Raw genomic sequence first — 21,747 nt, 5'->3', positions numbered from 1 at the left:
TCAAGTCCAGCCGACCCGGCGCAGCTCCCGCCACTGCCGAAAGCGCTGCAGCTCTCCGACCATCCCCGGACCGAACGTGGCCAGTGCGAGATGCTTTGCGGTGCGCCGCCAATGCCTCGCCGATGACGCCCGCCAGTCGACCCCATCGAGCCGTGCGTCGACCGCTCCGATCTCCTCCTGCATCGCGGCAAGCGCGGGCGCAGCAACGGCGGCGGTCGGCAGCTTCTCAATCTCGAGCCAGATGTTCTCCGCAAGGATTCCGCCATCGGGATGTGGACCGACATGCACGATCCGAAAGCCCGCCGCGCCGGCCAGCCGTGACAATGTCGAAACCGTGAAATAGCTGAGGTGAGCGGGATGGACGTAACTCGCGGAGAGCAATCCCTGCATCAGGTCCGGCACTTCGACGAAGGCCCGTCCTCCGACTTTCAGCGCGGTGTGGACGTCCTTGAGGGACGCAAGCGGGTCGGCCAGATGCTCCAGCACGTGGAACGCGACGACGACATCGATGCTGCCCGGAGACACGGCCTCGATGCCGGGCACGAAGTCCACGTTCGCGCTTTCCAGCAGCCGCCTCCGGTTGGCGACGTCGGGCTCGACGGCGGAAAGCCGGACGCCCTGCAGCGTCGCGGCGGCCCCGAGGAAAGCACCGAAGCCGGAACCTATCTCCAGCAGATGAGCCCCGTCCGGCAGATGCGGCGCGATTCTCGCGAGCCGAATTTCGGCAACCGGGCGATCACCCCGCCAGGCGAAGAAACGTCGTTCGCTGCGCCAGATCGTCTCGGACGGAAACAGCCGTCGATAATGCTCTCGATAGAAGAGGTCGAGGCTCTCGGGCGTGAAATCGGGCGCCAGGTAGACTGCTGCGCAGATGCCGCAGCGACGCAGCGTCTGGCCTCCACCGACATATGATTCCCGGCAGACGGTTCGCTGCAGGTCGATCGCTCCGCACGACCGGCACCGGCCGGTATCCATCGCCAGCGCGAGCCGCGCGGGGGAGACCAGACGAGATGACACGCGACGGAAGAGCTCAGACATAGACGCTTCGATACCAAAGGGCGACCGACACGGCCAGCCAGAACGTCGTGTGCAGATCGCCTGCGGCAGCGTCGCGCCGCAGCCGCGCGATATCGAGATAGGCACTGATGCTCTCCGGCACGTCATCGAGCATGTCGCGTATCGGCATGCGCGACACCAGGAACTGCTCGGCATGGCCAAAGCCCGTGGTCTTGTGCTGCCACACCACGCGGTCAGGAAGGTCGCGCGCAAAGGCCTGCCTCAACAGGACCTTGCCGTGCGTGTCACCCATCAGTCGCTGCACCGGCGTCACCAGCGCGCGCTCGACGAGGCGGTAGTCGAGAAAGGGCGAGCGCACTTCCACGCCGAACCGCATCGAATTCCGGTCGGTCATGCGAAGAATTTGGGGAAGACTGGTCGTCAATACATCGCGACGAAGCCTCTCCCGGACGCTGGAGCGCATGTCGTCCTGGAGTGCGGCAAGCCGTCTCCGTGACGCAGCCCATAGTGCATCCGAGATCAGGCCGACACTCGGGCGCCGCCGCCGCAAGAGCTTCGCCAGCGCGGGCAGAGGCAGATCCCAGGCCAACCTGTTGGCAACGAGCGAGGCTTCGATGCTGCTCCGAGCCAGCAGGCGCAACGCGGTCGGCAATCGCCCGGCCCGCAGCGCCTCGCGAATGGCGAAGGCCTGATAGCGCGACGGATAGCCACCGAACGTCTCGTCCGATCCTTCGCCTGAAATCACCACCTTATAGCCCGCTTCGCGCACCGCCCGGTATGTGCGGTAGCTGGCCAGGATCGATGGTGTGCTGAACGGCTCCTCCTGGACCCGGACGAGATCGTCAAGCTCTTCGGTCTCCGGAAGCGCCCGAACCTTGCGGACGTGATGGCGGTCCGCCGCTCCGAGCTCGCGCATCAACTCGGCCGCTGAAGCCGTCTCATCGAAGCGCGCGAACTCTTCGTCCCCATAGCCATACGTGAATGCACCGGCGAATGCGACGCGCGGCCGGCCATCGCAGGCGAGCCCGGTCGCCGTCAGAACCGAGCTATCGAGCCCACCCGACAGCAGCGTCACGGTCGGAACGTCGGAGCGAAGCCGCAACGCCGTCGCGTCACGCACCAGCTCACGCACATCCTTCGCCTCGAGCGAAGGCGCCTCGCCCGCACCCGGCCAGCGGTGATATGGCCAGGTCGTGATCGCACCATCCTGCGCGATGCGCCACACCTGTCCCGGCGTCACGGCGTCAATCCCCTGGAAGAACGTCTGCGACGTATGCTCCGACCGGCCGAGCGTCATGAAATCGAAGATGGCGTCCGGATTCGGCTCCGGATAGCCGCCTCGCATCGCGGCGATGGCCCGGATCTCGCTCGCCAGCATCAAGCCGTCCCGGGTCCGATGGACATAGAGCGGCTTCACGCCAAGCCTGTCCCGGCAGACGATCATGTCGCCGGAGGCGCGCTCCCAGATTGCAAGCGCCCACATGCCATTGCAACGCGCGAACAGGTCGCGGCCCCAGACGCGCCACCCGGCGAGAAGGACTTCCGTATCGCCATTGCCATAGAAGCAATGGCCCTTCGCCTCCAATTGCTCGCGGAGCTCGAGGAAATTGTAGATCTCGCCGTTGAAGACGATGATGTTGCCGGTCTCGGGGCAGATCATGGGCTGCGCCGCCGCCTGACTGAGGTCGAGGATCGACAGCCGGCGATGTCCGAACACCGTCACGGCATCTCTGTCACAAGCATGCAGGCCCTCGCCATCCGGGCCGCGATGCGCAATCGCATCCAGCCCACGCCGGGCAACGATCATTGCGGCTTCGCGGTGGTGGCCGCGGACTGCGATCAACCCGCACATCGGTTCCCCCGCACGGCAGGGACCGGATGCTTCCGCGCGCGGTCTCGCGTCACGGCAAAGGCTCCACGACAAGCGCCGACTGGCGGCGAAGCAGCGGTCGATCGCACGCCATGGCAATCACGACACCGACGAGCAGCAACGTGCTGCCGAGCCATGCCAGCTGATTCATGACGCCAAGTGCGGCGGACAGCAGTGAACCGCAAAGGGCCCAACCCGGCGCTTCCGGCATGATCCCGCAGCTTCTGAAGCAAGCCGCCGCAATCCCGGCCACGCCGATTACACGCGCCCAGAGTACACCATCGGCGGATGATTGAATTGCCCCCAGGAGCTGCAAGGCGGTGCTGATGGCAATACCGGTGAGGATGATCCTGGTCAATTGCCTCTCGAGGTGCCGCCCGATCAGCTCCGTCGCCAGCACGCTACCCACGAATGAAATGCATCCGGCCATCAGCGAGGGCAGCAGCAGGCTCGGATGAAATGCGACGCCGCCATCGGCGCGCGCCATCACGGCAAGCCACGGCAGTTGACATGCAACGGCGACGCCAATCGATATCAGCGCGAGCAGACGGCACGACCACGCGAGGCCCTCGCGTGTGCCCAGATGCGGCAACAGCAGCCTGTTGACCTGCATGAGGACGCCGGAGGCCCCATTGATGGCATGACCGAGCAGCAGCATCGCCGGCAGGAAATCCGGCGCGAGCCTCGCGACGAGAAAGGGCGTCAGGCGATCATGCAGCGCGCCGGCCACGCCCATCACCGACAGCCTCAGAGCTGCGGTCAACATCGCGCTGCCGGCACCGAAGGCTGGAAGCAGCAGCCGTGCCCGCCCGCCAAGACACAGCGCCACGACGGGCTGGACCAGAAAGCCGGCACTGACGATCAGACCCGCGCGAGCCGCCGAGCCGTCGGCACCGCCGACGACCCACCAGATGAGAAGCGCCGCCGGCCAAGGCATCTGCTGTACGATCAGTGACGGAATGCGCCGTCCTTGCGCCAGCAGCACGGACGTGAGGCTGGCAAGGCCAATGAGGCCCGCCGGAACAGTCGCTGCGAGATAATCGAACCCCTCGCCACCACGCCCATACAGGACGCTCCAGCCGGTGAGAGTGACCGCGTAGAGCGCAGCCGTCACCATGAGCCTGTGACCAAGCGCGAGCCGCCATTGGCGCTCCCAGCCCGCCGCGCCGGGCCTCTCACGCAGAAACAACGTGCTGTAACCGAGATCGCCGACGAAGGCGACAAGCAGGAAAACGAGATGCGAGAGCCCGATCCGGCCATAGCCCTCTGCTCCAAAATGCCGCAGCAGAAGCAGCTGGAACAATAAATTGCAGCACTGGCCTGTCGCGTAGATCGCGGCGCAAGCGGCAAACTCGCCCGCGCTCCGCAACGGCGGCAGGAAAGCCGGCCGCTGCCCGGCAGGCCCGAAGCGTTCCGCCAAGGGCTTCGCCGGGAAATCTGACTTGGACGCGTGCATCGATATTCCAGCTCTATCTTCGAACCTTTGGACAGACGCATCAAGAAACGAAATTCGGGCTGCAGCAGCAATGCAAACTGCCCGCGAACTGAGTTTCGCGAACGGACTGCCTTGCTTGTGTCGCGTCCGGCCTTGCCCTATGAAATGGCCTTGCGCAAGCGCACTTTCCCGTATGCGGCTTCGCGGGAACACGGAAAGTGCTTGCTTGCGACCTTCTGTGGAAGGTTCTTTCGATTTGCGGCTCGTGATGTGGCGTTGATGACCAGGAGATTGCAAAGGCCGGTCGTCGCCGGGAAGGCTGCCGCTGCGGACGCATCCTGCCGCAAGGGCTTTGGGCTGCAGATCCGCGCCACGGCGCGGGTTCCTCGAGCCTCCGCGGCATGACCCTCGTAACGATCCCGTCGTCCCAGCGCGCCGCATTCGATCTGGTGCTGTCCTGCGCACGCGCGCCAAATCGTCCGACGACCGCGCAAGCCGTCGACCAGGCAGCGCGTCGTGTCGAGGACTGGCATCAAGTGCTGCGCGTGACCCGTCGTCACCGCATCGCCGGTCTGGCACACCAGGCCTTGGCCGCGAGCGCGGCGCCCGTCCCCGATTTCGTGCGCGAGACTCTCGCCCGCCGGGCCGGCGCGATCGCCCGGGCCGGCCTGATGCTGGCGAATGAATCGATCAAGCTGGACGCGGCGTTCCGCGCCGCCGGCATCGAGGTCGGCTTTCTCAAGGGACCGGTGCTCTCGATGCAGCTGTACGGCGACATCGGAAGACGCCACAGCCGCGACCTCGATTTATTCGTCGATCCCGCAGACCTCACTGCTGCGACCGGCGTCTTGCAGCGCCTCGGCTACCGCGCGGCCGGCGGCATGGCCGTGGACGGCGTCAGCGACTGGGTTCAGCGCCTCAACCAGTGGGACTTCCGGCACGACGAGAACGGAACGCTGATCGAACTGCATTGGCGGCTTTGCCCCAATGCCGAGCTGGCCGGCCCGCTCGCCGCCACGCTCGTGTGGACCGATGCCGACATCGGCAGCGGTCGGACCATTCGCACGCTGAGCGCCGAACCGCTGGCCGCCTATCTCTGCCTGCATGGCGGGCTTCACGCCTGGAGCCGCCTGAAATGGCTGGCGGACATCGATGTCCTGATGAGCGTCGATCCGGGGGCGCCGCAGCGCCTGCTCGCACTGGCGGACCGGGTCGGCCTGCAGCGGCCGGTCGGACAGGCGCTTTGGCTGGCGTCGGAATTGCTCGATATGCCGCTCGACGCGGTCACGCGCGACGCGCTCGCCAACGACCGTACGGTGCGCAAGCTCGGCGAGGTTGCGCTCGATACGATCACGACCGGAGATGGCGCAACCGAACTGGAAGAGACCGCGCTGGGGACGACGCGGGTCCGGCTGTCCCATTTCGCGCTCGGCCGCGGCTGGCGCCATTGGCGGGCGCAGGCCCTCCTCGCGCTCGCGAGCGGCGAAGATCTCAAGCTGATCCGGCTGCCGAAACATCTGGCCTTCGTCTATGCATTGTTGCGCCCCGTGTTCTGGGCCATTCGCAAGGCAACGGCGCTCAAGGCCGGAGGCGCCCGGCCGGCCGCACGCCAGGACGAGCGAGCTGTCAGGTGAAGGTCATTCTCTCTGTCGATGCGATCAGGCAACCGCTGACCGGCGTCGGTCGCTACACGCTCGAGCTTGCCCGCCATCTCGCAGCCATTCCCGAACTCGACCTCACCTTCCTGCAAGGCGACGCCCTTCTCGACACGCTTCCCGCAGCGGCATCGGGCCATCCGCTCGTCCCTGTCGTACGGGACATGCTGTCCGGCTTCAGCCTGCCCACATCGATCTATCGCCGCTATCAGGGATACCGCCGAGCCCGCGCCTTGCGAGGTGAAACCAGCGCGCTGCTGCACGGAACCAACTACTATTTGCCTGCCTTTCCCGGGCGGAGCATCGTCACGATCCACGACGTCTCCGTGTTCACGAGTCCGGAATACCATCGGCCGGATCGGGTCCGCTACATGCACAAGGAAGTCGCCCTGTCCCTGCAGCGCGCCGAACTCGTCGTCACGGTCTCACAGTTCTCGAAGGCCGAGATCACGCGTGTCCTGGGGGTCGATGCCGATCGCATCAGGGTGATCCCGCTCGGCATTGGCGTGGATTTCCATCCTCGTGAACCAGCCGAGGTGGCCAAGGAGCTGAGCGCGTTCGCCCTGCAGCCCGACAAGTACTGCCTCTATGTCGGCACGATCGAGCCGCGCAAGAATTTGCGGACGCTGCTGGACGCTTTCGAGCAACTGCCTGCTCGGCGGCGCCTGCGATATCCGCTGGTCCTCGCCGGCTATCGCGGCTGGGAGAGCGCGGAGCTGCATGCACGGATTGCAAAGGCTGCGCGCGAGGGGTGGCTGACCTATCTCGGCTACGTCCCGGAACGGCAGCTTCCGGCGCTGATCGCCGGCGCGCGCCTGTTCGTCTATCCGTCGCTTTATGAGGGCTTCGGCCTGCCACCGCTCGAGGCCATGGCCTCCGGCGTTCCCGTGGTCTGCTCGGACGCCGCGGCACTCATGGAAGCGGTTGACGATGTCGCGCAGACCGCACCGGCGCACGACGCCGATGCGCTTGCGCGCGCGATTGAACGCGCGCTCGACGACGAAACCTGGCGTTCCCAGGCGAAATTGCGCGGCCCGGCCCGTGCCGCCGGCTTCCGCTGGGACCGCTGTGCGCAAAGGACGTGCGCGGTCTATCGGGAGCTGGCCGCATGATGACGGCCTATCTGCCGTGAAGGTCCTGCACTTCTACAAGACCTGCCTCCCCGACACGTTCGGAGGTGTTCAGCTCTGCATCGACCAGCTCGCGACGGGCCTCGCCCGCCGCGGCGTCGACGTCGATCTGCTGGCGCTGTCGACGAAACCCGGCGAGCTGAAGCCACTGGATCGAAACGGCTACCGCATTCACCGGGTCCGCCAAAGCTTCGAGATCGCCTCCACCGGTTTCTCGCAGGCCGCCGCGCGCAGCTTTCTGCATTTGATGCAAGACGCCGACATCGTGCACTTTCACTATCCGTGGCCGTTCATGGATATGATCCATTTGCTGCTTTCGCAGGGCAAGCCGAGCGTCGTCACCTATCACTCCGACATCATCCGTCAGAAGTACCTGCTCAAGATCTACAGGCCACTCGCCGACCGCTTCCTCCGGAAGGTCGATCGCATCGTCGCAACCTCGCCGGACTATCTGCAGACGAGCGCGGTGCTGCAGCGATATGCGGACAAGGTCCGCGTGATTCCAATCGGAATCGATCCGCAATCCTATCCCTCTCCCACGCCGCAGGCCGTGCAAGCGTGGCGGGAGCGGCTTGGTGAGGGCTTCTTCCTCTTCATCGGCGTGCTCCGATATTACAAAGGCCTCGAGTTCCTGATCGAGGCGGCGAAACTGACCGGACTTCCAACCGTGATCGCGGGATCCGGGCCGATGGAGTCTCGCCTGCGGCAGCAAGCTCAAGGCGGATCTCCCATCGTCTTTCTCGGGAGCCTGTCCGAAGAGGACAAGGCGGCCGTCCTGTCGCTCTGCGGCGCGCTGGTGCTTCCCTCTCACCTGCGCGCCGAAGCGTTTGGCGTCGCGCTGCTCGAAGGCGGGTTGCATGCAAAGCCCTTGATAACGACGGCGATCGGCACCGGCACGAGCCACATCAACCAGGCCGACATCACCGGCCTCGTGGTGCCACCTGCCGATTCGCAGGCGCTCGCCGCCGCCATGCGGCGTCTCAAGGACGATCCGCCCCTTGCGGCGCAGATGAGCCAACGTGCTCTCGAGCGTTGCCGCACGCTGTTCGGAGCGGAGGCGATGGCCGACGCCTATATCGATCTCTACCGCGACGTGCTCGCCGAGCGGGCCAACGCATGATCTAAGGCGTAATCGGCGGCGGGTTCAGCCCCCCCGCGATGGCCAGCTTTCCGAGCCGCCATGCCGATTTTGGGTAACCGTCGGTGAGCCGCCACGGTCGCATCTGCTGGCGTATCTGCTGGCGCAACCGAACCACATCGGGAGGCCGGGGAAGGCCGGGATCGGCGTCGCCAACGCGTGCGAAAACCCTGAGATTGGTCGGGTGAATGCCGTAGAGCTCCCGTTGCAGGGCGTGCACGCGGAAGCCATGCCGCGCCAGCAGCGCGGTCAATGTCGCACCCGTGAAATAGCTGCGATGCGACACATGCGCATATTGCAGTCCGATCTGCGACCAATCCTCCAGATCGGGAACCTCGATCACGAGCCAGCCATCGCGCGGCAGCCAGCCGGCGATCACATCGAGCGTTGCGCCGGGTTGCTCAAGATGTTCGAGGACGTGGAACATGGTGACCATCTGCGGCTGAAATGGCGCAGCGGCCGGCGATGCGAAATCGCCGGCAAGGATGCGGCCGCGCAGGCCGAGATTGTCTTCGCCATAACGTCGCTGCAGCGGGCCGGGCTCGACGCCCCAATAATTCCTGCTGCCGGCGTCGCGGCAGGCTGCCAGGAAGAAGCCATGACCGGCGCCGATATCGACGATGTCGTCGACCACACCCGCGACGCTGCGAATGGCATTGACGCGATAACCCGCCGCAAGGCGCGACTGGCCGAGCACGGGAGCCGAATAGGCTCCCACGCCCATCAGCCGCGGATAGAGATTGGCGTAGAAGCGAGTTGCGATGTCGCCCGAGAGCCCCCGTGCCAGATAGATCGCCCCGCAGTCCTCGCAAATCGACAGGTCGACGCGCAGGAGATATCGATCGCGGCGCAGCACGCGCAGCGGCTTGCGCGCGTTGCAGACAGGACAGGGCAGTGGCTGCAGCTGCCTGTCGAGGCGATACAGATCCGGCAGGAGGGAAAACGCTGGCTGACGCATGAATCTGGCGAGTGATTGGGCCCGCTACCGACCGGAACCCGCTCAGCGGCAGCTCTCGCCCAATAGAGTCCGCATCTCTTATCCGGTCGGCACGAGAAGCGCCACCGCGCCGCCTTGCTTTGCACTGGCCGGCGTCAGGAAGGTCACAAGGGCGGGGATGGAAGTCATGGTGCCCAGGGGCCGACCATAACTGATCCCCTAACGCATTGACACCACAGTCTATTTCAGACGCAAGAAAATTACCTACCCAGCTTCCTACCCAACAGGGTGTGGGCTGCCACGGTGCACTATGAAACAAATCGATACGAGATCGGGCCGCGCTCGTTTCGGCGATTCGGCGCGCGATAAACGACCTTCAATTCGAGCGTGTATTGAGTGCATTGCCGCCGCGGTACGCTATACATCAAAAAATGCGACCCGTTTCGCAAGACTTCTGACAGCGAGTACACGATGCACCGAATAGCCCTAAAGGGTGTTGCGATCGGAAACATCACCGACATCGTAGCAACGTACGTCGTGATGTTACCTTTGATGGTCTACTTCGCGATCTCGTCGGGATTACCTCCCGCCGAAATCCTCAAGGAAAGCACCGTCCTTTATGTCTCGTACGCCATCTTGGGCGGAGTTTGCTCCGTACTCGGCGGTTACGTTTCAGCCCGCATTGCTAAGCATGACGAACTGCTGAACGGGGCGCTTTCGTCGATCCTCTGCGTTGGCGGCGGAATGTACGCTGTGATCAGCGGAGGCGCGGCGGACGATTTATGGATGCATCTCGTTTTCTTGCCGCTGAGCCCAGCGCTAGGGGCCCTCGGCGGCTACCTGCGGTCGCGGCAAGCTGCGCGTATCGCTTGATCAAACGTGGCGCTGAGCGGAATGGCGCCTAGCACAAAAACCCGCCTCTGAAGCAAGTCCGGCGGGTGATGCGGCTCAAACGGCTGATTGACGTCGCGAAGAGCAAGCCTTTCGTCGGATGCACACGGTCTCGGAGTTTCCCCGCTGCTCGTGCAATCCTTAGGGTCTTCACTTGCAATTGAATCACAAAGCGGCGGCCCCGCAAGGGACCCTGTGCGAAAGGCGTCGAACCGGGAATCGAACCACCGCCCAGTCCTACCCAGACGATTTACAGGTGCTACCCAGATTCCTACCCACGATTGATCGCGCTGTGGCTTGTCATGGGCGCGCATAGCGCCCCTAAATCAGACGAACTGGGAATCGAACCAAGGACATGGTGCCCAGGGGCGGGATCGAACCACCGACACTGCGATTTTCAGTCGCATGCTCTACCAACTGAGCTACCTGGGCGTGCTCCAAGAGAGGGACCAAGAGAAGGTCAAGACCCATCGAGCGGGCGGTTTATAGTGGGGCGAAGGCTGCCTGTCCACCCGGCTTCGCCAAGAGGCTTCGCCGGGCGCAGCCCGGCTGTGCACAAGATGGGGCGGCCTCGCCGCGGCCGATGCCAGGACCGTCGGACCATCAATTAATGTATTGATATTGCTTATTTATTCTTCGCCATCGGCTTCGTCGTCGCGGCCTGGGATGACGTAGGAGCCCTTCAGCCAGCGGTTCAGATCGACGTCCCGGCAGCGCGGGGAGCAGAACGGACGGGTGGCCTCGGCCTGCGGCTTGCCGCAGATCGGGCAGGTTTTGTGGGGCCCGGCGGGCTTTTTGACGTGGTCGTCCATGGTCGCGGCAGCCTACACGAGGTGATCAGGTTCAAGGGCCTATCGGCAAACGGGTTCCCGCAGCGGACGCGCAAGCTGGCCGCCGGCCGATTCTACTGTGCATGGGGTTGTTTTCGAGACTTTTGTCCGGCGCGGCTGGCGCGCTCATATGGCTGTGGCGTTGAGCCAGCCGAAGCGGATCGGAAACCCCTCGCCGCCGAGCAGGGTCGTGGTCTCGTAGAGCGGCAGGCCAACGACATTGGTGTAGGACCCCACCATCTTCACCACGAAGGAGCCGGCTATGCCCTGCACGGCATAGCCGCCGGCTTTGCCGCGCCATTCGCCGGAGCCGATATAGGCCTGGATGTCGTCCTCCGACAGGCGCTTGAAACGGACGCGGGTCTCGACCAGGCGCTGGCGGAAGGCCTCGCGCGGCGTCACCAGACAGATGGCGGTGTAGACGCGGTGGTTGCGGCCCGACAGCAGCCGCAGGCACTGCGCGGCTTCGTCCACGAGGTTGGCCTTGGGCAGGATGCGGCGGCCCACCGCCACAACCGTATCGGCGGCGAGGATGAAGGCCCCGCGCAGCTCGTCGTCGAGCTGCACCGATTTCAGCGCCGCATCGGCCTTGGCGCGGGCGAGGCGATTGGCGCAGGCGCGCGGCAGCTCGCCCCGCTTCGGCGTCTCGTCGACGTCGGCCGGCCGGAGCGCGTCCGGCTCGATGCCGGCCTGGTTGAGCAGCGACAGGCGTCGCGGCGAACCGGAGGCAAGTACGAATTTGGGGCGGCCGAGCATCAGGTGATTTGGGGGATGAAGCAGGGGGTGAATTGCGCGCGGAACCTATCGGAAGGGGGCTGATTTCACAACCCGGGAACCCGAGGTTTGGTGATTCGAGGTTTCCGACACGCCTGTGCCCTCAGTCTGTGACGCCGGTGTTACGGCTACCCGCTCGCCGCGCCCGCCTTCGCAAAACGCTTGCGGATGCGCATCAGGAGCTGGTCGCAGACGTCGCGGTAGGCGGCGAGCTTCTGGTCGCGGGTGCCTTCGATGATGGTGGGATCCTGCGTCGGCCAGTATTCGACGTCCGCGGCGAGCGTGCGGGTCAGCTCCAGCGCCTTGTGGTGCGCCTCCGGCGAGAGCGTGATGATGAGGTCGAAATTCAGCCCCTCCCAATCCTCCAGTTCCTCGAAGGTCTGCGGCTTGTGGGCGGAGATGTCTTGTCCCAGCTCGTCCATCACCGCGACCGCGAACGGATCGAGCTCGCCGCGCCGCGCGCCGGCCGACTTCACGTAGAGGCCCTGCGGAAACATGTGCCGCAGCAGGCTCTCGGCCATCGGCGAGCGCACGCTGTTCATGGCGCAGGCGAACAGCACCGATTGCGGATTGCTTGCGCGTGGCGAACCCGCCATCGCGCTTAACCCTTCCAGTGCAGGACGGTAATGAGCGTGAACAGCCGTCGCGAGGTCTCGAAATCGACCCGCACCTTGCCCTTCAGCCGCTCCTGCAGCGTGCGCGAGCCCTCGTCATGGATGCCGCGGCGGCCCATGTCGATGGCCTCGATCTTGTCCGGCGTCGCGGTGCGGATCGCCTGGTAGTAGCTGTCGCAGATCATGAAATAGTCCTTCACGATCCGTCGGAACGGCGTCAGCGAGAGCAGATGCGCGACCACGGGCGTGCCGTCCTCGCGGCGGATGTCGAACATCAGGCGGTTGCCGGTGATGCCGATATGCAGCGTGAACGGACCTTTCCCGTCCGCGCCATCGGGCGCGAACAGGTTCTGCTCGATCAGGTCGTAGATCGCGATCGCGCGCTCATGCTCGATGTCGGGCCCGGAACGGCCGATCGATTCCTCGTCGAGGGTGACCGCGACGATGCGATTGGTCGAGTCGTCCTGTTCGGGCGGCTGGGTCATGACAGGTTGAGGCGCAATCCAATCGAGCGCGAATGGGCATCCAGCCCCTCCGCTTGTCCGAGCGTCATCGCGGCCGGACCCAGCGCACGCAGCTGGTCCGGACCGCATTTCAGGATCGAGGTGCGCTTGATGAAATCGTGCACCGACAGGCCTGAGGAGAACCGCGCCGAGCGCGCCGTCGGCAGCACGTGGTTGGAGCCGCCGACATAATCGCCGATCGCTTCGGGCGTATGCGCACCGAGGAACACCGCACCGGCGTTGCGGATCTTTGCGGCGAGCGCATCGGGATCTTGAGTCATGATCTCGAGATGCTCGGCGGCGATCGCATCCGCCAGCGGGATCGCCTCGCTCATGTTCTTCACCATGATGATCGCGCCGAAATCGGCCCAGGAGGCGCTGGCGATCACGGCACGCGGCAGCGTCGTCAACTGCGCCGCGACGGCCTTTTCGACATCGGCGGCAAGGCGCGAGGAATCGGTGATCAGGATCGATTGCGCGCTGGCATCGTGCTCGGCCTGCGCCAGGAGATCCGCGGCGATCCAGTCGGCATTGCCGGTGTCGTCGGCGATCACCAGCACCTCGGAGGGACCGGCGATCATGTCGATGCCGACCTTGCCGAACACCAGTCGTTTTGCAGCGGCGACATAGGCATTGCCGGGGCCGACGATCTTGGCGACCGGCGCGATCGTCGCGGTGCCGTGCGCGAGCGCGGCCACGGCCTGCGCGCCGCCGACGCGGTAGATCTCGCTGACGCCGCCGAGCCTGGCGGCGGCCAGCACCAGCGGGTTGAGCTTGCCGTCCGGCGACGGCACCACCATCACCAGGCGCGAGACGCCGGCGACCTTGGCAGGCACCGCGTTCATCAGCACCGAGGACGGATAGGCAGCGGTGCCGCCGGGTACGTAAAGGCCGGCGGATTCGATCGCGGTGTAGCGCCAGCCCAGTTCGACGCCGAGCGGATCTGTGAAGCGCTCGTCCTTCGGAAGCTGGCGGCGATGGTAGGTCTCGATGCGGTCGCGCGCGAGCCTCAGCGCGTCCATGGTCGCGACGTCGCAAGCCTTCACCGCGGCCTCGATCTCGGCGGCGGTGACGCGAAGGCCGGATGCATCCAGCGACAGCCGGTCGAACTTTGCCGTGGCCTCCAGCAGGGCGGCGTCGCCACGTTTGGCCACATCGTCCACGATGGCGCGCACGGTGGCCTCGACGTCGGCCGAGACCTCGCGTTTGGCAGCAAGGAAGGCCGCGAATCGCTGGTCAAAATCGGCGCTGCTGCGGTCGAGACGAACGGGCATCTTGGCTTGGCTTCTGCTGGTTTTGGGGGCGCGGCTTGGCTCACCGGGCCCCCTGCTCAATGGCGCGGCGGGGAAGCTGCGTCAACCCTTGGCGGTCAACCTCTGACAGCCCCCCTGGAAGGCAGCGTTCCGGCAACGGCTTGGGCCGGTCTGATTGGTATACTGGTCATCTCACCCTTCCCCCTCGATCCCCACTCCCGCCCCCAGCTCGTCCGCCCCGAGGTCCGTCAGCTCGCATTCCAGGCATTCGACGTCGAGGCGGATGGCGCCGCCCTGGGCGAACAACAGCAGAGCGCTACCGCCGGGCTCTTCGTCGCGGCCCTCCCGGGGGTGAAACTCGATGCCGACGAGGTCCAGAACCTCGTTCGAAGCGCCGAGGTCGATGTTGCGCGACTTGCAGGCGAGCACGCGGTCGAAGCGGAGCGCGGCAACCAGCCGGCGCGGCGCGGCCTCGCCGTCCAGCGTCTGCTCCCAGTCCAGCCGGCTCATGCCGACCACCAAACGCTTCTCGCTCTGCCGCCAGATGATATCGGCGGGCTGGACGCGGGCGTCCTGCACATGGGTCGAGATCACGGCGAGATCATCGGCATCGAGCGCGATCAGCTTGAGCTGGGGAGACATCAACGACACTTCTCCTCTGGGGCGGATACGGCTCAACGCGCGCCGACGCCGAAATTTCCGCGCAAACTAACGGGCCGGCGGATCAGAGGCTATTAATATCCTCCATCTCCAGCACCTTCCGGGGATAACCGGCCCGGGCTACATGGATCATGGCGCGGCCCATCTGCTCGGTCGAGGTGACGAGACGCGGCGAAATCCGGCGCAGCACCGACCAGAGCGGCCAGGTTGCGGTATAGACCGCCTGCACCCAGGCGGTCTTGGAGCGGATGCCGTGCAGAGGCTGGATCGCGCCGGGCCGGAACATAAAGGCCGCCTTGAACGGCAGCTCGAGCAGATCATTCTCGGTCTTGCCCTTGACCCGTGCCCACATCCGCGAGCCCTGCTCGGTGGAATCGGTGCCGGCACCGGTGACATAGGTGAAGGTCATCTGCGGATTGAGCCGCGCCAGCGTAGTCGCAGCGGCGAGCGTGAGGTCATAGGTGAGATGGCGATAGCGCTCTTCGCTCATACCGATCGAGGAGACGCCGAGACAGAAGAAGCAGGCATCGAAGCCTGTCAACTGCGACTCGATCGCCGAATAGTCCCAGAAATCGCCGTGCGTGATCTCGGTGAGCTTGGCGTTGCGCACGCCGGTCGGGCTGCGGCCCACCGCAACCACGCGCGCGATTCCGGGATCGATCAGGCACTCGCGCAGCACACCCTGCCCGACCATGCCGGTCGCGCCGAAGATGATGACTTGCATCGGGACGCCCCCAACGGTGTCGCGGCTCATGCGGCTGCCGCGATCTCGTCGAAGGATACACCGGTCAAGGTTGCCGAGACATCCCACAGCATGGCGGCGGCGGCAAAATCCTTCGCCTGCGACATGATCCTCGCCGCCGTGGGTGCCCCCTTCAATTCGTAGAACCAGTTCGGACCGTAATAGCCGCCGGGCTCTGCAGCCGGTGAGGTCGCCGCGAACAGGGTGGGCAGCGCGCCTTCGGCGGCAGACTGGCTGATGAAGGGTTGCAGCCACCGGCTCACGCGCCACTGGAACGTGTTGACGCCCGGCCCGTTCGAAATGAGATCGGTCCGCGCATAGCCGGGATGGGCGGCAAGGCTGGTCAGGCCCCAGCCGGCGGCGAGGCTGCGGCGCTGCAATTCTAGTGCGAACATCAGCATCGCCAGTTTGGACTGGCAGTACGCCCGCCACGGACGATAGGAATGTTTGCTCTGCAGATCGTCGAAATTGATGGCGCCGGAGCGGTGCGCGAGACTGGAGAGATTGACGACACGCGCACCCTTTGCGCGGCGAAGCTGCGGCAGCAGGTGCGCCGTCAGCACATAATGGCCGAGATAATTGGTGCCGAGCTGCATCTCGAAACCGTCCTCGGTCTGCTGCCGTTTCGGCAGCGCCATCACGCCGGCATTGTTGACGAGGAGGTCGAGTTGCTCGTTACTGGCGGCAAAGCGCCGGGCGAAATCGGCGACGGAGGCAAGGCTTGCGAGGTCGAGATGCTCATAGGCAATCAGGGCGTTGGGAAACCGCTCGCAAATGCCCTCGATGGCCCGCAGGCCCTTTGCGTCGCTGCGCCCGGTGAGTATGACAATGGCGCCGGCGCCCGCCAGCGCCATCGCCGTCTCGTAGCCGAGGCCGCCCGTCGCTCCGGTCACGACGGCGGTCTTGCCACTGAGAGAGGGGATGTCTGCCGTCGTCCAGTCGGTCATGCCATAACTCCGTTCGGCCTGGAAAAGGCCCGCGACCGGTCTAAATGTGCACTGAGTGCAATTTTGCAAGAGGTGAAACAATTTGAAGGTTTCGAAGCCCGCCGCGAAATCGGTCAGGAAGAGCGCTAAGCCCTTGCCGGCAGGAGTAAAAACCCCTGACGCCCCCGGCCTGCGCCAGCGCAAGCTGCAGGAGACCCGCGAGCGGCTGACCCGGGGGGCGGTGGCGCTGTTCCTGGAGCGCGGCTTCGAGGCCACGACCATCGACGACATCGCGGCCTCCGCGGACGTGTCTCGACGTAGCTTCTTCCACTATTTCGCCTCCAAGGAAGACGTGGTCGCGGCCTGGCAGGAGGGCGCGGCAAGCGCATTGATCGCCGAGATCGTCACGCGGCCCGCGGGCGAATCCATGCTGACGGCGGCCGAGAATGCGATTGCGGCAGCGCTCAAGCGGATCGACCCGGCGGAGGCTGCGGCGATGTCGCGGCTCAAGCGCGACAATCCCGCGCTTCAGGCCCGCGACCAACTGAAATACGAGAAGCTCGAGCGGGCACTCGCCGAAGGGCTCGCGCAGCGCGCCAGGACGAAAGCGGACAGGTTGAAGGCACGGCTCGTCGCGATGATCGCCACCGGCGCGATGCGCGTCGGCGGCGAGAGCTGGATTGGCGAAGGTGCGCGCGAGAAGCCGGACGTCTTCGTCAAGCGCACCTTCGATGCGATCAGGACGATCTTGACGTGAGGCGCTCTACCCTCACGCCTTGAAGAACGCGAGCAGGTCCGCGTTGATAGTCTCGGCGTGCGTGGTCGGCATGCCGTGCGGGAAACCCTTGTAGGTCTTCAGCGTGCCGTTCTTGAGCAGCTTGGCCGACAGCGGCGCTGAGTCGGCGTAAGGCACGATCTGGTCGTCGTCGCCGTGCAGCACCAGCACCGGAACGGTGATCTTCCTGAGGTCCTCGGTGAAGTCGGTCTGCGAGAACGCGACGACGCCATCATAGTGCGCCTTGGCGCCGCCCATCATGCCCTGGCGCCACCAGTTCTGGATCACCGCTTCCGAAGGCTTTGCGCCGGGACGGTTGTAGCCATAGAACGGGCCGGAGGCGAGGTCGCGGTAGAATCCGGTGCGGCTGGCGGCGAGTTGGGCCTGCAGACCGTCGAACACGCTCTTCGGCAGGCCGCCCGGATTGGCCGCCGTCTGCACCATCAGCGGCGGCACGGCCGAGAGAATCGCGGCCTTCGCCACCCGGCTCTCGCCGTGGCGCGCAATGTAATGCACGACCTCGCCGCCGCCGGTGGAATGGCCGACGTGAATCGCGTTCTTCAGGTCGAGATGCGCCGTCACGGCCGCGAGATCGTCGGCGTAGTGGTCCATGTCGTGACCGTCGGAGACCTGCGACGAGCGGCCGTGGCCGCGGCGGTCATGGGCGATGACGCGGTAGCCGTGGTTGGCGAAGAAGATCATCTGCGTGTCCCAGTCGTCGGCCGACAGCGGCCAGCCATGGCTGAACACGATCGGCTGCCCTGCCCCCCAATCCTTGAAAAAGATCTCGACGCCGTCCTTGGTGGTGATGGTGGGCATAAATGGCTCCTTCAGTGAAAATCGTGCCGGGGCCCGCGAACAGCGAGCCGGCAACATTGAGATGGGTGTGCGATGTCCGGAGTGCGATGCCGCGCACCGCCCGGGACGATGACAATCGGGCGATCAGGCAAACGCCATCGGCTTGAAGCGGCGCCAGGCGCCGATGGTCAGCACCACGAAGAACACGAGCACGATGCCCTGCACCGCGGCGAACACAGGACCTCCCGGTGGATTCGGCGGCACTGCGGGGGCGAGCGCGGCGAGGGCCGGCACCTTCAGGAACGACTGGATCACCAGCACGAAGACGTTGAAATAGAGCGAGATCATCGCGGTTACGATGTAGACCGGACGCCAGACGCCTCCAAGCTTCATGCCGTAGAGCGCGAAGCAGGCGATCGCGAGCAGCACCAGCGAGATGGTGCCGATGATGTGCGACGGCAGCAGTTCCTTGAACGGAAACAGGAAGCCGGTGGCGCTGGTGAGGATCGTGAACAGCAGGAAGATCGCGGTGAGGCCGGGCATCGGCTTCGAGCCGAGCAGGCCGAACATCACGACGAGGCCGGCGGCGATGGCGATCAGGCTGATGATGACATGGACCATCGTGAAGGCGGGCAGGCTCAATCCAAGCATCACGGCATCTCTCCTACTCTCAATGTTGAGATCGGAGGATTAGTATTACGGTCCTCATTGAATGGCTACATACGCAATGTCACAGGCTCGTGCGCAGCCATGCGTCGTCGTGCGAATCGACAAACGCATGGCTGAATTTTTTGCAGCGCTGTCACAAACGAGAGCAGTTTGTAGCGCGGGCGCTCAGGCCTTAGACGAAAGCTGGATCAGACTTCCTTGGTGTCGAAGATCAGCAGGTCGGCGCCGCCGCTGGCGAACTTCGGCACGTCGCCCGCCGCGGCCTTGCCCGCTTCGCTGCCGAAGGCCGCCTGGATGTCCGCCACGCTGTTGAAGGTGAGGACGGCGACCAGGTGGATGCCGGACGGCCCGGCAGGGGAACCGACCGGCCCGGTGCTGACGGCGTATTTCTTCAGACCCGGCAATTTCTTGGCGAGCGGAATGTGGGTCTCGGCATAATGCTTGTCGAAGGCGGCAGCGTCCTTGGGCGTCTTGTAGAGCACGACGAGTTCGGCCATTGAGTCCTCCCGTTTAGCGTTTTGTTTGTAGATCCTCATGGTGAGGAGCGTGCGAAGCACGCGTCTCGAACCATGCAGGCCCGGCTGTTGCAGCTGGGCCTCGATCCTTCGAGACGCCGCTGTCGCGGCTCCTCAGGATGAGGGGGATAGTCTGCATCAAGCGGCAAGATGGCAAGCCAAAATCCGCTTGCCATCTGCTTGTCTTGTTCTTGACTAGAGCGCCGGCTTTGCGGCGTCGCCGAGATAGCCGTGCAGGGAAGCCACGACCTGTGCGCCTTCGCCGATGGCGCCGCCGACGCGCTTGACCGAGCCGGAGCGGACGTCGCCGACGGCGTAGACGCCGGGCACTGAAGTTTCGAGCGGCGCGACGAGTCGCCCCTGGTTCTGCTCGGACTGCGCGCCTGTCACGACGAAGCCGCCGCGATCGAGCGTAACGCCGCAGCCGTCGAGCCAGGTGGTGGCGGGATCGGCGCCGACGAACAGGAAGAGATTGCTGATGTCGGCAAAATCCTCGTCATCAGACAGCCGGCTCTTCCAGCGGATGCGCCGCAGCAGCGAGGCCTCGTCACCCTCGAGCGATGATATCTCGGTGTTGAACAGCAGCTCGATGTTCGGCGTCGCCTCGATGCGCTCGATGAGATAGCGCGACATGCTGGCACCGAGACCGCCGCCGCGGATGATCATCAGCACCTTCTTGGCGTGACCCGACAGGAACACGGCCGCCTGCCCCGCCGAATTGCCGGCGCCGACCAGGGCAACTTCCTCGCCTGCGCACAGCTTCGCCTCGACCGGGGACGCCCAGTACCAGACGCCGCGCCCCTCGAACTTGGCGAGGTTCTCGATCTCCGGCCGGCGATAGCGCGCACCGCTCGCGACCACCACCGCGCGCGAGCGCAGGGGATCGCTGCCGTCGAGCGCCACTGAAAACGCGCCGTCCGTGCGCGTGCAGTCGAGCGACTTCACCGTGACGGGGATCATGATGTCGGCGCCGAATTTCTGCGCCTGGTTGAAGGCGCGCGCGGTGAGGGCCTGGCCGGAGATGCCGGTCGGAAAGCCGAGATAGTTCTCGATGCGCGCGCTGGCGCCGGCCTGGCCGCCGAAGGCGCGGGTGTCGAGCACGGCGACCGAAAGTCCTTCCGAGGCGGCATAGACCGCGGTGGCGAGCCCCGCCGGTCCGGACCCGACGATCGCGACGTCGTAGATGCGGTCGTTGCGCGGGCCACCGATCATGCCGATCGCGCGCGCGATTTCGGTTTCGCCGGGATTGCGCAGCACCGCACCGTCGGGGGTTACGACCAGCGGCCAGTCTTCCGGCTTGGGCGAATAACGTGCGATGACGTCGGCGGCGTCGCGGTCGCGCTCGGGATCGAGCAGATGATGCGGCTGGCCGTTGCGGGTGAGGAAGCTCTGCAGCCGCACCACGCCGGCCGAATGCGAAGGACCAATCAGAACGATACCGCCAACGCCGGCCTGGAGCAGATTGACCCGGCGCAGGATCAGCGCGCGCATGATGCGCTCGCCGAGCTCGGCCTCGGCGACCAGCAGCGCACGCAGGCGCTCCGGCGGCAGCAACAGCGTCTCGACCTCGCCTTCGGCGCGGCCGTCGACCAGCGCCGGCCGGCCGGAGAGCTGGCTGAGCTCGGCCAGAAACTGCCCCGGCCCCTGATCAATCAGCGGGGTGACATTGCCGAGCCCGTCGCGCTGGGTGATGGCGACATGGCCCTTCAGCACGACGAACATGCCCGGCCCCGGCTTGCCGGTCTCGAACAGCCACTCACCGTCAGCGTAACTGCGGACCTCGCCGAAATGGCGCATCCGCTCGATCTCGGCCGATGTCAGCGTCGGAAAGGTCTGTTCGGGGCGGGTGAACCGCGCCATCTGCGCGTCACTGTCAGCTCGTTGCGAATAGTCCTGCCCGCTTGCCACGTCCATGCACTCCAAAAATTCCAGCTGCCGGTTTCAAGCGCCGGTTTTGCCGGCGGCCCCCTCATTTAGGGAATCATCGTCGTTCTGCGAGGGGCCGTCGGCTGCGGAGCGTTCACGCGCCTGCAGCTTCCGCCGCTTCAGGTTTTCGCGCAGCGCCAATTTCAGGCGATCGTCCCGGGACGCTCTCGCCTGTCTCGATTCCGGTCTCGCGCTCTTGTCGTTCTCGTCAGCCATCACGGGTCCATACAGCGATCCGCGATAACTTGCCCAGGGAATGCGGCAGCTCAAGAGGCTCACGCCAATCCGATCGTGCGAAACTCAAAATGGGCCAGCTCCGGGACATCAGCCAACTGGCCAGATGGCGGGGGACACCGGAACCGAAATCAGCGGCAAAATCAGCCAAAAGTCGGTCGTTTCGCGCCAAAACGGGCGTTTTGGACCTGATATCACCCCGATTTTCTCGTTTGGTCGGGGCCAGCAAGCTTGCACAGGAGGGGGGCTTGTGGCAGATATCGGCCCGCTTGGTAGGCCCCCTGTGGCGGCCGATTCTCATCCCAGCACATGCTGCCGTAGCTCAGTGGTAGAGCACTCCATTGGTAATGGAGAGGTCGACAGTTCAATCCTGTCTGGCAGCACCATCCATCCTGTTAGGAACATTGATTTTATTGAAATTTCGGTCCTGAGCACCACACAAAAGTGCCACACAG

The 21,747-nt window shown here is 65.1% G+C and carries 22 protein-coding genes and 2 tRNA genes; 6 read left to right on the top strand and 18 right to left on the bottom strand.

Features of this window, described 5'->3' with window-relative positions:
• The 3 genes from WHZ77_RS03005 to WHZ77_RS02995 all read right to left on the bottom strand — a co-directional run bounded on the left by WHZ77_RS03005 (nucleotide 1) and on the right by WHZ77_RS02995 (nucleotide 4,343).
• Entirely contained in the window at nucleotides 1-1,038 is a 1,038-nt protein-coding gene (locus WHZ77_RS03005) for a class I SAM-dependent methyltransferase (RefSeq protein ID WP_375312322.1), read from the bottom strand.
• On the bottom strand, nucleotides 1,031-2,824 hold the full coding sequence (asnB, locus tag WHZ77_RS03000) for an asparagine synthase (glutamine-hydrolyzing) (RefSeq protein ID WP_375312321.1): 1,794 nt from the start codon (nucleotides 2,822-2,824) through the stop codon (nucleotides 1,031-1,033). The genes WHZ77_RS03005 and asnB overlap by 8 nt, the downstream gene beginning before the upstream one ends.
• Before the next feature lie 94 nt (nucleotides 2,825-2,918).
• On the bottom strand, nucleotides 2,919-4,343 hold the full coding sequence (locus WHZ77_RS02995; protein ID WP_375312320.1) for a hypothetical protein: 1,425 nt from the start codon (nucleotides 4,341-4,343) through the stop codon (nucleotides 2,919-2,921).
• Nucleotides 4,344-4,723: 380 nt separating this feature from the next.
• Here WHZ77_RS02995 and WHZ77_RS02990 point away from each other — a divergent pair, with 380 nt between their 5' ends.
• The 3 genes from WHZ77_RS02990 to WHZ77_RS02980 are packed head-to-tail and all read left to right on the top strand — an operon-like array spanning nucleotide 4,724 to nucleotide 8,227.
• A complete protein-coding gene (locus WHZ77_RS02990; protein ID WP_375312319.1) occupies nucleotides 4,724-5,956 on the top strand; it encodes a nucleotidyltransferase family protein in 1,233 nt (410 codons plus the stop codon).
• The gene (locus WHZ77_RS02985) at nucleotides 5,953-7,089 is read left to right on the top strand and encodes a glycosyltransferase family 4 protein (RefSeq protein ID WP_375312318.1); all 1,137 of its coding nucleotides are present in this window, start codon (nucleotides 5,953-5,955) and stop codon (nucleotides 7,087-7,089) included. The genes WHZ77_RS02990 and WHZ77_RS02985 overlap by 4 nt, the downstream gene beginning before the upstream one ends.
• A gap of 16 nt (nucleotides 7,090-7,105) precedes the next feature.
• Nucleotides 7,106-8,227 (top strand): glycosyltransferase, encoded by a 1,122-nt coding sequence (locus tag WHZ77_RS02980; RefSeq protein ID WP_375312317.1) that lies wholly within the window; start codon nucleotides 7,106-7,108, stop codon nucleotides 8,225-8,227.
• A 1-nt stretch (nucleotide 8,228) separates the two neighbouring features.
• Here the strand turns inward: WHZ77_RS02980 and WHZ77_RS02975 are convergent, their stop codons facing one another.
• Complete coding sequence (locus WHZ77_RS02975; protein ID WP_375312316.1) at nucleotides 8,229-9,203, bottom strand: class I SAM-dependent methyltransferase; 975 nt, start codon at nucleotides 9,201-9,203, stop codon at nucleotides 8,229-8,231.
• Nucleotides 9,204-9,653: 450 nt separating this feature from the next.
• Here WHZ77_RS02975 and WHZ77_RS02970 point away from each other — a divergent pair, with 450 nt between their 5' ends.
• Complete coding sequence (locus tag WHZ77_RS02970; protein WP_375312315.1) at nucleotides 9,654-10,055, top strand: hypothetical protein; 402 nt, start codon at nucleotides 9,654-9,656, stop codon at nucleotides 10,053-10,055.
• Between the two features lie 374 nt (nucleotides 10,056-10,429).
• Here WHZ77_RS02970 and WHZ77_RS02965 read toward each other — a convergent pair.
• The 9 genes from WHZ77_RS02965 to WHZ77_RS02925 all read right to left on the bottom strand — a co-directional run bounded on the left by WHZ77_RS02965 (nucleotide 10,430) and on the right by WHZ77_RS02925 (nucleotide 16,396).
• A tRNA-Phe gene (locus WHZ77_RS02965) sits at nucleotides 10,430-10,505 on the bottom strand.
• Nucleotides 10,506-10,702: 197 nt separating this feature from the next.
• Nucleotides 10,703-10,885 (bottom strand): DNA gyrase inhibitor YacG, encoded by a 183-nt coding sequence (yacG, locus tag WHZ77_RS02960; protein ID WP_375312314.1) that lies wholly within the window; start codon nucleotides 10,883-10,885, stop codon nucleotides 10,703-10,705.
• A gap of 144 nt (nucleotides 10,886-11,029) precedes the next feature.
• A complete protein-coding gene (locus WHZ77_RS02955; RefSeq protein WP_015688969.1) occupies nucleotides 11,030-11,659 on the bottom strand; it encodes a Maf-like protein in 630 nt (209 codons plus the stop codon).
• Nucleotides 11,660-11,805: 146 nt separating this feature from the next.
• Nucleotides 11,806-12,273, bottom strand: a complete 468-nt coding sequence (locus WHZ77_RS02950; RefSeq protein WP_375312313.1) for a low molecular weight phosphatase family protein — start codon at nucleotides 12,271-12,273, stop codon at nucleotides 11,806-11,808.
• A gap of 5 nt (nucleotides 12,274-12,278) precedes the next feature.
• Nucleotides 12,279-12,776: a UPF0262 family protein gene (locus WHZ77_RS02945; protein ID WP_151644879.1), complete on the bottom strand. Its 498-nt coding sequence runs from the start codon at nucleotides 12,774-12,776 to the stop codon at nucleotides 12,279-12,281.
• Entirely contained in the window at nucleotides 12,773-14,068 is a 1,296-nt protein-coding gene (gene hisD / locus WHZ77_RS02940) for a histidinol dehydrogenase (protein ID WP_375312312.1), read from the bottom strand. Before hisD ends, WHZ77_RS02945 begins: the two co-directional genes overlap by 4 nt.
• A gap of 171 nt (nucleotides 14,069-14,239) precedes the next feature.
• Nucleotides 14,240-14,689: a DUF2948 family protein gene (locus WHZ77_RS02935; RefSeq protein WP_375312311.1), complete on the bottom strand. Its 450-nt coding sequence runs from the start codon at nucleotides 14,687-14,689 to the stop codon at nucleotides 14,240-14,242.
• 82 nt (nucleotides 14,690-14,771) lie between these two features.
• Nucleotides 14,772-15,431, bottom strand: a complete 660-nt coding sequence (locus WHZ77_RS02930) for an NAD(P)H-binding protein (protein ID WP_375312310.1) — start codon at nucleotides 15,429-15,431, stop codon at nucleotides 14,772-14,774.
• A gap of 26 nt (nucleotides 15,432-15,457) precedes the next feature.
• Nucleotides 15,458-16,396: an SDR family oxidoreductase gene (locus tag WHZ77_RS02925; protein WP_375312309.1), complete on the bottom strand. Its 939-nt coding sequence runs from the start codon at nucleotides 16,394-16,396 to the stop codon at nucleotides 15,458-15,460.
• Nucleotides 16,397-16,478: 82 nt separating this feature from the next.
• Here WHZ77_RS02925 and WHZ77_RS02920 point away from each other — a divergent pair, with 82 nt between their 5' ends.
• Entirely contained in the window at nucleotides 16,479-17,132 is a 654-nt protein-coding gene (locus WHZ77_RS02920) for a TetR/AcrR family transcriptional regulator (protein WP_375312308.1), read from the top strand.
• Between the two features lie 12 nt (nucleotides 17,133-17,144).
• Here WHZ77_RS02920 and WHZ77_RS02915 read toward each other — a convergent pair whose 3' ends face one another.
• From WHZ77_RS02915 to WHZ77_RS02895, 5 genes are all read right to left on the bottom strand, one after another.
• The gene (locus WHZ77_RS02915; protein WP_375312307.1) at nucleotides 17,145-17,969 is read right to left on the bottom strand and encodes an alpha/beta fold hydrolase; all 825 of its coding nucleotides are present in this window, start codon (nucleotides 17,967-17,969) and stop codon (nucleotides 17,145-17,147) included.
• 123 nt (nucleotides 17,970-18,092) lie between these two features.
• Nucleotides 18,093-18,602, bottom strand: coding sequence for a hypothetical protein (locus tag WHZ77_RS02910; RefSeq protein ID WP_375312306.1), 510 nt, complete (start codon nucleotides 18,600-18,602; stop codon nucleotides 18,093-18,095).
• A 203-nt stretch (nucleotides 18,603-18,805) separates the two neighbouring features.
• Nucleotides 18,806-19,114, bottom strand: a complete 309-nt coding sequence (locus WHZ77_RS02905) for an EthD family reductase (protein WP_375312305.1) — start codon at nucleotides 19,112-19,114, stop codon at nucleotides 18,806-18,808.
• A gap of 213 nt (nucleotides 19,115-19,327) precedes the next feature.
• Nucleotides 19,328-21,046 (bottom strand): FAD-dependent oxidoreductase, encoded by a 1,719-nt coding sequence (locus WHZ77_RS02900; protein WP_375312304.1) that lies wholly within the window; start codon nucleotides 21,044-21,046, stop codon nucleotides 19,328-19,330.
• A 27-nt stretch (nucleotides 21,047-21,073) separates the two neighbouring features.
• Nucleotides 21,074-21,274 carry a hypothetical protein gene (locus tag WHZ77_RS02895; protein WP_375312303.1) on the bottom strand — a complete coding sequence of 67 codons (201 nt, stop codon included), beginning with the start codon at nucleotides 21,272-21,274 and terminating at the stop codon, nucleotides 21,074-21,076.
• A gap of 329 nt (nucleotides 21,275-21,603) precedes the next feature.
• Between WHZ77_RS02895 and WHZ77_RS02890 the strand changes: the two genes are divergently transcribed.
• Nucleotides 21,604-21,678 (top strand) — tRNA-Thr (locus WHZ77_RS02890).
• Nucleotides 21,679-21,747: the final 69 nt, after the last annotated feature.

It is taken from the genome of Bradyrhizobium sp. A5 (genome assembly GCF_042076515.1).
In the GTDB taxonomy this organism is placed as follows: domain Bacteria; phylum Pseudomonadota; class Alphaproteobacteria; order Rhizobiales; family Xanthobacteraceae; genus Bradyrhizobium; species Bradyrhizobium cosmicum.
This window is presented reverse-complemented; position numbering and strand designations above follow the sequence as displayed.